The following is a 10,441-nucleotide window of genomic DNA, read 5'->3' as shown; positions in this document are numbered from 1 at the left end:
GGCCGGAGAGGGTCACCCGAGGCCGACAGCAGATGGGGCTGTCGGCCTCGTCCCGTCCTGCGGCCGTGCGCTACGGCTGGTGGCGGACCACCACGAAGGCGTCCAGCGCCGGGTCGTAGTGGTCGTGGTGCTGCACCCCGGTCTGCCAGGCCTCGGACCGGGCCCGGTCCCCCGCCCGGCTGGCCGGACCGTCCCCAGAGTAGGTGGCGACGACGGTGCCGCCCCCCGGCGGGCAGAGGTGACAGGTGGCCGTCGCGAGCGACGAAGTGTCGATCATGGTGGTCATGGCGTACTCCCGTTCTCGTGCCGTACGGGACGGTCGCACGGCCTCTCCTGGTTCCCTGCCCGTTAACCGGCGGGATAGCCGAAGAGGATCGACGGACCGTCCTGCACGTGCCACGCAGAGTACCCAGAGGCACTGACAAAACAACAGCACCCCTGGTGACAGCGGTCACTGAGGGCCCCTCAGGCCGCCACCGGACGGAACGCCGGGCGATGCCGTCGGCATGGCGGACCGCCGCGCGCACCCTGCAGCGCCCGCGTCGGCAACCCGAACGATCGTTAAATCACGGACGCCGGGGATTACTGTCCAGCCCGGTGCGGTGATGTGACGGAGGCCATCCACCGGGTGCTTTCCGGAGAAACCCGGCTAGGATCTTAACGATCGATCTGTAGCCATCCCGCTCAGTACGACCCACCCAGTAAGGACCGCGCCGATGCGACCCTCCGGACAGGACGCGCTACTGGAGGCCGCCCGGCAGGAGTTCTCCGAGCAGGGCTTCGGCACGGCCTCGATCCGCGCGATCGCGCAGCGCGCCGGGATGAGCCTCTCGGCGATGTACCACTACTACTCCGGCAAGCAGGAGCTGCTGCACGCCATCCTCGACGAGAGCCTGGACACCTACTTCGCCAGCTGCGCCCGGGCCCTGGCCGAGGTCGGCGAGGAGCCGGCCGACCGGCTGTCGGCGGTGGTCGCCGCGACCACGCGGTTCCGCGCCGAACACCTGGCGCGGAGCAACATCCTGCTGTCGGAGGAGCGCAGCCTCGACCCGGAGCGGCTGGCGACCTACAGCAGCCGGCACGCCGAGGCCACCAACCTGTTCCGCCACGCGATCGACGCCGGCGTGGCGGAGGGGGTCTTCCTGACCCCGTACCCCGACGAGGCCCGCCGCGCGGTCATCGCCATGTGCAACGCCGTGGCCCAGTGGTTCCGCCCCGACGGCGCCCTCAGCCTCGACGAACTGGTCGACCGCAACGTCGCCATCGCCCTGACCATCGTCGAGTACCGCCCGCACCGCAGCTGGTCCTCCGGCCGGGGTTAGCGTTCGCGCGCGCCGGCACGTCGCACCCACCAGGGGTACGGGGAACTGCACGACCAGCCGTGCACGGTCCGCCCCCGAAGTCCCGCCTCAGCCCTCCGCGGCCTCTTGCCCGGTCTCGCGCCGCACCTCGTCCATGTCCAGCGCCCGGGCCTGCTTGATCAAATCTTCGAGCGCCGGCGCGGGCAGCGCCCCCGGCTGCGAGAAGACGACCGTCCGGTCGCGAATGATCATCAGAGTCGGGATCGAGCGGATCTCGAACGCCGCGGCGAGCTCCTGCTGGGCCTCCGTGTCGACCTTGGCGAAGACCAGGTCCGGGTTGGCCTCCGACGCCTTGTCGTACACCGGTGCGAACATCTTGCAAGGGCCGCACCAGGACGCCCAGAAGTCGACCAGAACAAAGGGGCTCTGCTCAACGACCTCGTTGAAGTTGTCCTTGGTGAGCTCGAGCGTGCTCATCTGTGCCGCCTGCTTCCTGTCGTGTCGAAAAGACTCTGGCCTGGTGCCGACAACAGCGGGCGAACAGCCACTATTCCAGACCGATCGCCGCCGCCAGCCCCTCGGGCCCGGTACCCACCTTCCGGTACACCGAAGCCAGCCGCTGGGCGACCACCGCCGGGGTGACCCCCAGCTCGGCCGCGATCCGCTGGGCCGGAACGCCCCGCGCGGCCTGTTCGGCGACCTCCCGTTCGGTCTCGCTGAGCACCCGCGCGGCGATCGCGTGCAGCCGTTCCGAGCTGGCGCCGGCCGCCGCCAGTTCCGACCGGGCCCGGACCACCAGCCGGTCCGCCCCGCACTGCGCCGCCAGCTGCACGCCCTGCCCCAGCGCGTCCGCGGCCTCCCGCGGGCGCCCGGTCCGGCGCAGCGCGGACCCGTAGTCGACCAGCGCCAGCGCCAGCTCGTACGCGGCCGGGGACTGCTCCAGCCGCTCCACGGCCTGCCGCAGCAGGGTCACCGCCTGGGTGGGCGGGTTCACCGCGGCGCACCAGCGCAGCGCACTGCCGACCGCCGAGTTGGCGCCGACCCGCTCGGCCCGCTTCAGCGCCTCGGTGGTGATCGCCCTGGCCCGCTCCGGCTCCTCCTCGGCGATGGCCACGGCCAGCGGCCCCGCCCAGGGCGCCCAGAGCCCGTTGTGCCACTCCTTGTCGTCCAGGCCGCGGCCCGCCTCGGCGAGGATCTCCGCGGCCTCCTTCTCCCGGCCCTCCTGCTCCAGCAGCAGCCGCCCGTACAGGGTGGGCGCGTCGGGCACCACCATCACCGGCGAGAACGGCGGCTTGAAGTCGTACGACTCGGCGAGCTCGACGGCCTGCTCGATCCGGCCGCGCGCGATCAGGGTGTCGCAGAGCAGCGAGACCAGGTCCCACTGCAGCGGGGTGCCGCGACCGATCCGGTCGGAGCGCTTCAGGGTCTTCCAGAGGAAGTTCTCCGCCTCCTCCAGCCGGCCCCAGCGGTACAGCACCAGGCCGCGCATGAAGTTGGCGAAGGACAGGTGGCCGCCGCTCCAGCCGGCCAGCTCGAACTCCTGGGCCGCCTGGTTGAACAGCTCGGAGGCCAGGTCGAGCCGGTCGTTGTAGACGAAGGTGAGGCCGAGCAGCACCGGGATCTCGAAGCCCCAGACCTGGTTGGTCCAGTCGATCCCCTCGGCCAGCCTGCCCCGGTTGTAGGCCTGCTCGGCCAGCGCCAGCGCCTCACCGGAGTCCTTGCCGCGCTGGGTGAGGTCGAACGCCCGCAGCACCCGTACCGCCAGCGCCCCCGAGTCCGATCCGGTCAGCTCGGCGGCGAGCTCGGCCAGCCGGCGCGAGCGCTCGACGCCGTCCGGCTCCTCGCGCAGGAAGGCCCGCCACATGAAGTACGCGGCCTGGAGCCGGGTGCGGCTCAGCCCGGGTTCGGTGCGCTCGATCTCCTCGGCGGCGGCCTCGGCGGCCTCCTTGACCATGTTGCTGTGGCCGAGCGCGGAGCTGAGCCGCAGGGTGGCCAGCTCGCGGCGCTCCGCGGTGAGCCCGGGATCGGCGTCCAGGGCCTGGCGCATATGGCTGATGGTGACGTCCGGCGCGGTGAGCAGGGTCGAGCAGCCGAGCTCGTACAGCACGTCGGCGCGGTCCTCGTCGGCCGGGGGCTCCAGCAGGGCGCGCTCCAGGCAGCGCTTGGCGGCGTCCGGCGCGCCGACGGCCAGGTGCTGGTCGGCGGCCTTGCGCAGCTGCTTGACGACCTCCAGGTCGTCCTCGGGCAGCACCTCCAGCAGGTGCCGGGAGGCGTCCGCCTCGGTACCGCCGGCCGCCAGCACCGCCTTGGCGGCCTGGCCGTGCAGCGAGGTGCGGAACGCGGTCAGCCGCATCGACTGGTAGATGGCGGTACCGATGGTGGGGTGGCAGAACTCCAGCACCGTGTGCCCGGACACGGAGTGGTGGTCCTCCCGCAGGATCCCCTCCTCGCGCAGCTGCTCCACGGCGTCGCGGGCCGCGGCCGGGGGCACCACCGCGATGGCTGCCGCCACGTCCGGGTTGATCTCGTTGTCCAGCACGGCCGCGGCGAGGGCGAAGCGGTAGGTGTCGGCCGGCATCCGCCCCAGCGTCTCGATGATCGCGGGACCGCGCCCGGCCGCCACCAGGTCGCGCAGCTGCGGGATGCTCTCCTCCACCGGGTCGAGCTGACGCTCCTTCATCTTGTTGACGACCAGGCTGATGTCCAGCGGATTGCCGCCGGTGATCTCCCAGCACTCGCGGCAGAAGACGTCGTCGCAGTCCTCCGCGCCGAACTCGCTGCGCAGCAGGTCCTCGACCGCTCCCGGGGTGAGGTTGCGCAGCTTCAGCAGGTTGCCCCGGTTGGCGGCCGCCGGGATCGGCTCGCCCACCGCCGGCAGCTCCTCGGGCCGGTAGGCGCCGGCGACCAGCAGCGGCAGGCCGGGGATGCGCGAGGTGAAGGAGGAGAGTCAGGCCAGCGACTCCGCGTCGGCCCAGTGCAGGTCGTCGATGATCAGCAGCAACGGGCCCTCGCGGACCGCGAGTTGGGTCACCACCCAGTTGAGCGCGTCCTGGACGCCCTGGGGGTCGTTGGCCGCGCCCGGGGCGGGCACGGCCAGGCCCAGCGCCGGTGCCGCCAGATCGTAGTTGGACCCGTCCAGCAGCTCCTGGCGCCCCTCGGTGGAGCGCTTGGCCAGCACCGGCTGGAACAGCTGCCTGACGATGTTGAAGGGGACGTTGCGCTGCTGCTCGCCGCCGCGGGAGTAGAGCACGGTGCAGTCCCGCTCCCGGGCCGCGGCCTGGCGCAGCCGGGCCAGCAGGCTGGTCTTCCCCTGCCCCGCCGAACCGCTGTAGAGCAGCAGGCTGCCGAGTCCGGTGAGCCCGGACCGGGCTCCTTCGCAGAGGTCCTGCAAGGCCTGCTCGGCCTGCCCTGTAGCCTCGTCGCGCTCGTACAGTTCGCGATCGGTCACCGCTTGTGCTCCGTCCATCGCCGTCTGCACCAAAGCTATGCCAGTCGGGCACCGGCATGCGAGGACTCGGCAGAACGGAGGGGGCTTTCTTGGCCAACTACGGTTGATACTTGAACATATGACCGATCAAAGCCTCACAGGAAAAGATCACATCCGGTAGCGTCACCCGAACCGACTGCGCCTGACGAAGGGACTGGACGTGGAACTGCAGCTCCCCTTCCCCCAGCGGACCAACCCCCGCAGGGACACTGCCGCACAGCGCAATCTCGACTGGCTCCGCGCGCACGACATGCTGCGCGGTCCGGAGGCCGCAGCGCTCTACGAGCGCTGGAACATAGCGGGGCTGGCCGCGGCCAGCTTCCCCGACCTGGAACTCGACGACCTCTGCCTGGCCGTCGACCAGTGCGCCTTCTACTTCCTCTTCGACGACCAGTTCGACAGCGACCTGGGGCTGGACCCCGCCGAGGTCGCCAGGGTCTGCACGCCGCTCATCGAACTGGCCCGCAGCGAGCCGGGCGGCCGTCCTGCCGCCGACATCCCGGACACCCCGGTCAACTCCGCCTTCGCCGACCTGTGGAGGCGCGGCTGCCAGGGCATGTCGCCGCGGTGGCGGGCCCGGGCCTCGTACCACTGGGAGTGGTACTTCGCGGCCCACCCCAACGAGGCGCTGGGCCGCACCCTCGCGGCCGAGGCCGAACGGGACGGCGGCGCGGCGGCGATTCCCACCAGGGACGCCTACATGCTGCTGCGGCGCGGCGCGTCCGGGGTGGAGACGGTGCTGGACATGATCGAGCGCTTCCACCAGGAGGTGCCGCCGATCGCCTTCCACAGCCCGGAGTTGCGCCAGATGCGGCTGCTGGCCGGGGACGCCCCGGCCATCAACAACGACGTCTGGTCCTACGACAAGGAGGCGCCGCGCGGCGACGTCTACAACCTGGTGGTGGTGCTGCAGCACGAGCGCCAGTGCGGGCTCACGGAGGCCCAGGCGGCGGTGCAGGCCCAGGCCCAGTGGATGGTCGACGAATGGGTGCGGCTGTCCGAGGAGCTGCCGCAGCTGTGCCTGCGGCTCGGGCTGGACCGGAGCGAGCGGCAGGCCGTCGAGCAGTACCGGGACGGCATGGCCGGGTGGATGCGGGGCTACTTCGACTGGGAGAGCAGCACGGTCCGCTACCGCGAGGAAGGACGGCTGCCGGTCGACCGGCCCAACTTCGTGGAGCGGTTGCTGACCCGACTGTGGTGACCTGAACCTCGGTCGACGGTGTCCGTTCGCGCAGTTCCCCGCGCCCCTCGGGTTAGCAGGGGCGCGGGGAGCTGCGCGAACGGTCACCCCGCCGAACGGGAGACCCTCGCACCCAGCGCCGCCAGGTACTCCCTCAGTTCCACCGGTTCCTGCACGACGAACTCGCAGCCCAGCATGGCCAACCGCACCGCCAGCCACTCCATCGCGTCCGCCCGCGTGTACAGCACGCAGCTGTTCTCGTCGATCGGATCGATCCGATCGACGCTCCCGCCCAGCCGCGCCGCCATCCGCTCGGCCGGCGCGTACAGCGTGACCACCGCCCGGACCGTCCGCTGCAGCCCCCTGAGCTTCTGCTGGACGAAGGCCGCCGGGTCGTCCCCGGGCAGCGCCCGCAGGGCGAACCTCGCTCCGGTGAGCCGTGGCTCACGCACCCGGTCCACCCGGAACAGCCGCCAGTCCGTGCGGTCCTCGTCGTAGGCGACCAGGTACCAGCGGCGCCCCGCGGTGACCAGCCGGTGCGGCTCGACCAGCCGGTGGCTCTCCGCCTGGTCCGCGGCCTGGTAGCCGAAGCGCAGCTTCTCCCGCCCGGCGGTGCCGGAGGCCAGCACCGTCAGCACCTCCGGGTCCACCGTCGCCCCGGCCCAGCCGGCCAGCGAGACGGTGGCCGCGCTCAGCGCCCCCACCCGGTGCCGCAGCCGTGACGGCAGCACCTGCTGCAGCTTGGCCAGGGCCCGCATCGAGGCCCTCTCGATCCCGTCCACCGGGCTGCCCGCGGCCGCCCGCAGGCCGACCGCGATGGCGACCGCCTCCTCGTCGTCAAGCAGCAGCGGCGGCATCGCCTTTCCGGCCACCAGCCGGTACCCGCCGACCGCTCCCATGGTGGCCTCGACCGGGTAGCCGAGCTCGCGCAGCCGGTCGATGTCGCGGCGGACGGTCCGCGGGCTGACCGAGAGGCGCTCGGCCAGTTCGCTGCCGGGCCACTCGCGAGGGGTCTGCAGCAGGGAGAGCAGGGTCAGCAGTCGTGCCGGGGTGTCCGTCATGGCTCCAAGGATGCCCGACAAGGCGGACAGGATCTGACCTACATGCCTCCTAGAGTCGGACGTACCGCAGCCGGACCAGTCGAAAGGCAATCCGATGACCACGCAGGACGAGTCAGCAGCAGCTCCGTTGGACCCCAGGAGGTGGCTGGCGCTCGCGGTGGTGATGACCGCCAGTCTGATGGACATGGTGGACGTGACCATCGTCAACATCGCCGTCCCCAGCATCCAGAAGGACACCGGCGCCTCCTTCAGCGCGGTCCAGTGGATCACCGCCGGCTACGCCCTGGCCTTCGCCATCGGGCTGATCACCGGCGGACGGCTGGGCGACATCGTCGGCCGCAAGCGGATGTTCCTGATCGGCATCGGCGGCTTCACCGCCGCCTCGGCCCTCTGCGGCCTGGCCGTGGGTCCGGACATGCTGGTGGCCACCCGGCTGCTGCAGGGCGCGGCGGCGGCGATGATGGTGCCGCAGGTGCTGGCGATCATCCACACCACCTTCCCGGCCGAGGAGCGCGGCAAGGTGTTCGGGATGTTCGGCGCGATGATCGGCCTGGGCGCGGTCACCGGACCGCTGTTCGGGGCGCTGCTGACCCAGTGGAACCTGTTCGGCCTGCAGTGGCGGCCGATCTTCCTGATCAACCTGCCGCTGGGCGTCGCCGGACTGGTCCTGGGCGTCCGCTACATCACCGAGTCCAAGGCCCCGAAGGCGCTGCGGCTCGACCTGGTCGGCGTCCTGCTCGCGGCAGTGGGCCTGCTGATGCTGCTCTACCCGCTGATGCAGGGTCAGCAGTCGGGCTGGCCGCTCTGGGGCTTCGTGTCGATGGCCGCCAGCCTGCCGGTGTTCGCGGTGTTCGTGCGCTACGAGCGGGCCAAGGCGGCCAGGGACGGTTCGCCGCTGGTGGAGCTGTCGCTGTTCCGGGTCAGGAGCTTCGCGGCCGGTATCGGCGTCCAGCTGGTGCACGGGGTGGTCTGCGGGATCTTCTTCCTGGTGTGGACCCTCTACATGCAGCTCGGCCTCGGCTGGACCCCGCTGCACGCCGGGCTGACCGGGCTGCCGTTCGCGATCGGCGTCTCCACCGCGGCCGGGCTCTCGGTCCAGCTGCTGGTGCCCCGGTTCGGACGCAAGGTGCTGCAGGCAGGCGCCCTGGTGATGGCCCTGGGCACCGCCCTCTACGCCTGGGAGGTCGGCCGTTACGGCGGCGGGCTGCACTCCTGGCAGATGATCCTGCCGCTGCTGGTGATGGGCGCGGGGATGGGCCTCATCGTGGCCCCGCTGACCGACGCGGTGCTGTCCGAGGTGCCCAGGCAGCACGCGGGGTCGGCGTCCGGCCTGATCAACACCACCATGCAGCTGGGCGCGGCGCTGGGGATGGGCCTGGTCTCGGTCTGCTTCCTCGGTGTGGTCGAGCACGCCGACCGGACCCGGCACAGCACCGCGCAGATCTTCGGCGGGGCGTTCACCGACTCGCTGTGGTGGGTGGCCGGCGGCCTGCTGGTGGCCTTCGCCCTGATGTTCGCGCTGCCCCGCAGGGCCGCGGCGCCCGAAGCAGGGTTCGAAGGAGCGGACGTCGCGGAGGCCGCGGCGGCGGACGGAATCCCCGCCGACGAGGAGAGTCTCGCCCTGGTCCGCTGAATTCCGCAGCACGGGTGCCGTGCCACCGGACGGGTTCCGGTGGCACGGTGCCGCGGCGTTGGCCACCGGCGTCGGAGAAGCCGGTGCCATTGGCGAGCTGCCTGCAGAACTTTCACGGGATTGACACAGGGCAGGCGGATCGTAGCCGCTCCTCGCCGAAACACCCGTTCGTGCTCCCCGTTCGTGATCAGTCCGGCGCCCGACGCAGCCGTCTCTCCTGTTCAGGAAGGGTCGTTCCGGCCGCCCCGCCCGTTGCTGTGGGGGCGTCAAGTGGCGTCAGTTGCAGGTGTTTTAAGCGGGTAGTGTGTGGCCTGCGTGGTCATACGATAATTTCTTCCGCTCGCCACGAGGAACTGATTGATGTCTGTCCAGATGTCCCCCCGCCCTCCGGATGTACACCGCAGGTCAAAGGTGTGGTCCTGGCTCGTTCCCCCGTTGGCGGCGGTGCTGGCCGGAGCGGTGGCCGCCTGGTCGGCGGCCCGGGCCGGTGCGTCGGACCGGGTGCCGATCGCCTGCTTCGGGGGCGCGGCGGCACTGCTGCTGGGCATCGTGCTGGTGCTGGCCCTGCTCCGGGCCGGCACCGCCCGCGCCCACCGGGCCCGCCTGGACGCGGTGCGGGCGGAGGCCGAGCGCTCGGTCGCCCAGCAGGCCGAGGCGGCCAACCAGGCCGCGGGCGATGCCCGGATCGCCCGTCATGACGCCTGGAACGCCGACGCCGAGTGCAAGCGCGCCGTCGCCGCGGAGGACGCCGTGCGGGCGGCTCTGGAGGCCGAGAAGGCCAGGTCCGCCGCGCTGGAAGCGGAGATCGGCCAACTGGTGGCCCAGGTGGACCAGTTCGTCGGCGAGGCCGAGCAGCTGACGGGCCAGGCCATCCCGCAGGCGGTCCAGCGGCTGCGCCAGGGCGCCTCGATGGAGACCGTGCTGGCGCAGGCCCCGGCGCACCTCGACGAGACCCACCAGCAGGTGCTGCGCACCCTGGTCCAGGAGGTCGGCACCAGCGAGCGGCTGCGCGCCTCCTCCATGGCGGCCTGCGCCAACGCCGCAGGCCGGGTCCAGGCGCTGGCCACCAGCATGCTGGCCGACCTGCGCGAGATGGAGAACCGGCACAACGAGGAGGTCCTCGGCGACCTGCTGCGGCTGGACCACGGCACCGCCCAGGCCGGCCGCCTGGCCGACAGCATCGCGGTGCTGACCGGGGCCCGCTCCGGACGGCGCTGGACCAAGCCGATCGTGATGGAGAGCGTGCTTCGCGGCGCGATGGGCCGGATCAGCGCCTACCAGCGGGTCAGGCTGCACTCCGCGAGCACCGTGGCGGTGGCCGGGTACGCGGCGGAGGGCGTGATGCACGCCCTGGCCGAGCTGATGGACAACGCCGCCACCTTCTCCCCGCCCACCGAGGAGGTGCACGTCTACGTCCAGGAGATGCACTCCGGCGTGGTGATCACCGTCGAGGACGGCGGCCTGGTGATGCCGGCCGCCACCCTGGCCAGGGCCGAGCGGCTGGTCTCGTCCGAACCGCTGAACCTGATGACGCTGGGCGGCACCCGGCTCGGGCTGGCCGTGGTCGGCTGCCTGGCCCGCAAGCACGGCCTCACGGTCTCCTTCCGCCCGTCCTCGCGCGGCGGCACCGGCGTGGTGGTGCTGATCCCGCAGCAGCTCATCCATCGCGGCCCCGCGGACCGGCTCCCCGCCGCACGCGAGCCCGGCAGCGGCGGCGGCAGCACCGCGAGCCGTCGCCCGGTGACGGCGTCCGCGCCGGCGGCGGCGGCAGGCGCGGCG

The 10,441-nt window shown here is 72.0% G+C and carries 9 protein-coding genes; 4 read left to right on the top strand and 5 right to left on the bottom strand.

All coding sequences use genetic code 11. From position 1 onward, the window contains the following. Nucleotides 1–70 precede the first annotated feature (70 nt). Nucleotides 71–286, bottom strand: coding sequence for a hypothetical protein (locus tag TR46_RS36960; protein WP_042411392.1), 216 nt, complete (start codon nt 284–286; stop codon nt 71–73). A gap of 430 nt (nt 287–716) precedes the next feature. On the opposite strand from TR46_RS36960, the gene TR46_RS36955 reads away from it, so the two are divergent. Further along, entirely contained in the window at nt 717–1,322 is a 606-nt protein-coding gene (locus tag TR46_RS36955) for a TetR/AcrR family transcriptional regulator (RefSeq protein WP_042411389.1), read from the top strand. An 87-nt stretch (nt 1,323–1,409) separates the two neighbouring features. On the opposite strand, the gene trxA is transcribed toward TR46_RS36955, so the two are convergent. From trxA to TR46_RS41980, 3 genes are all read right to left on the bottom strand, one after another. After that, nucleotides 1,410–1,778, bottom strand: coding sequence for a thioredoxin (gene trxA / locus TR46_RS36950; RefSeq protein ID WP_042411387.1), 369 nt, complete (start codon nt 1,776–1,778; stop codon nt 1,410–1,412). A 70-nt stretch (nt 1,779–1,848) separates the two neighbouring features. Then, nucleotides 1,849–4,170, bottom strand: a complete 2,322-nt coding sequence (locus TR46_RS36945; protein ID WP_052433454.1) for an ATP-binding protein — start codon at nt 4,168–4,170, stop codon at nt 1,849–1,851. A 78-nt stretch (nt 4,171–4,248) separates the two neighbouring features. After that, nucleotides 4,249–4,749, bottom strand: a complete 501-nt coding sequence (locus TR46_RS41980; protein WP_052433453.1) for an AAA family ATPase — start codon at nt 4,747–4,749, stop codon at nt 4,249–4,251. 199 nt (nt 4,750–4,948) lie between these two features. On the opposite strand from TR46_RS41980, the gene TR46_RS36940 reads away from it, so the two are divergent. Beyond that, nucleotides 4,949–5,989 (top strand): terpene synthase family protein, encoded by a 1,041-nt coding sequence (locus TR46_RS36940; protein WP_042411385.1) that lies wholly within the window; start codon nt 4,949–4,951, stop codon nt 5,987–5,989. 83 nt (nt 5,990–6,072) lie between these two features. Here TR46_RS36940 and TR46_RS36935 read toward each other — a convergent pair whose 3' ends face one another. After that, nucleotides 6,073–7,029 (bottom strand): helix-turn-helix transcriptional regulator, encoded by a 957-nt coding sequence (locus tag TR46_RS36935; protein ID WP_042411382.1) that lies wholly within the window; start codon nt 7,027–7,029, stop codon nt 6,073–6,075. Between the two features lie 94 nt (nt 7,030–7,123). Between TR46_RS36935 and TR46_RS36930 the strand changes: the two genes are divergently transcribed. Then, the gene (locus TR46_RS36930; RefSeq protein ID WP_042411377.1) at nt 7,124–8,662 is read left to right on the top strand and encodes an MFS transporter; all 1,539 of its coding nucleotides are present in this window, start codon (nt 7,124–7,126) and stop codon (nt 8,660–8,662) included. Nucleotides 8,663–9,022: 360 nt separating this feature from the next. Next, nucleotides 9,023–10,441, top strand: a 1,419-nt coding sequence (locus TR46_RS43860; protein WP_236655696.1) for a sensor histidine kinase, incomplete at its 3' end; no start/stop codon positions are given.

The sequence above is a fragment of the Streptacidiphilus carbonis genome, assembly GCF_000787775.1.
GTDB lineage: Bacteria > Actinomycetota > Actinomycetes > Streptomycetales > Streptomycetaceae > Streptacidiphilus > Streptacidiphilus carbonis.
Note: the sequence above shows the minus strand (reverse complement) of the source record. Positions and strands in the feature narration are given on the sequence as shown.

Bases quoted from the DNA above. Each gene is read 5' to 3' on its own strand.
- trxA (WP_042411387.1), bottom strand. From the start codon at position 1,778: ATGAGCACGCTCGAGCTCACCAAGGACAACTTCAACGAGGTCGTTGAG.
- TR46_RS36960 (WP_042411392.1), bottom strand. From the start codon at position 286: ATGACCACCATGATCGACACTTCGTCGCTCGCGACGGCCACCTGTCAC.
- TR46_RS36935 (WP_042411382.1), bottom strand. From the start codon at position 7,029: ATGACGGACACCCCGGCACGACTGCTGACCCTGCTCTCCCTGCTGCAG.
- TR46_RS36930 (WP_042411377.1), top strand. From the start codon at position 7,124: ATGACCACGCAGGACGAGTCAGCAGCAGCTCCGTTGGACCCCAGGAGG.
- TR46_RS36955 (WP_042411389.1), top strand. From the start codon at position 717: ATGCGACCCTCCGGACAGGACGCGCTACTGGAGGCCGCCCGGCAGGAG.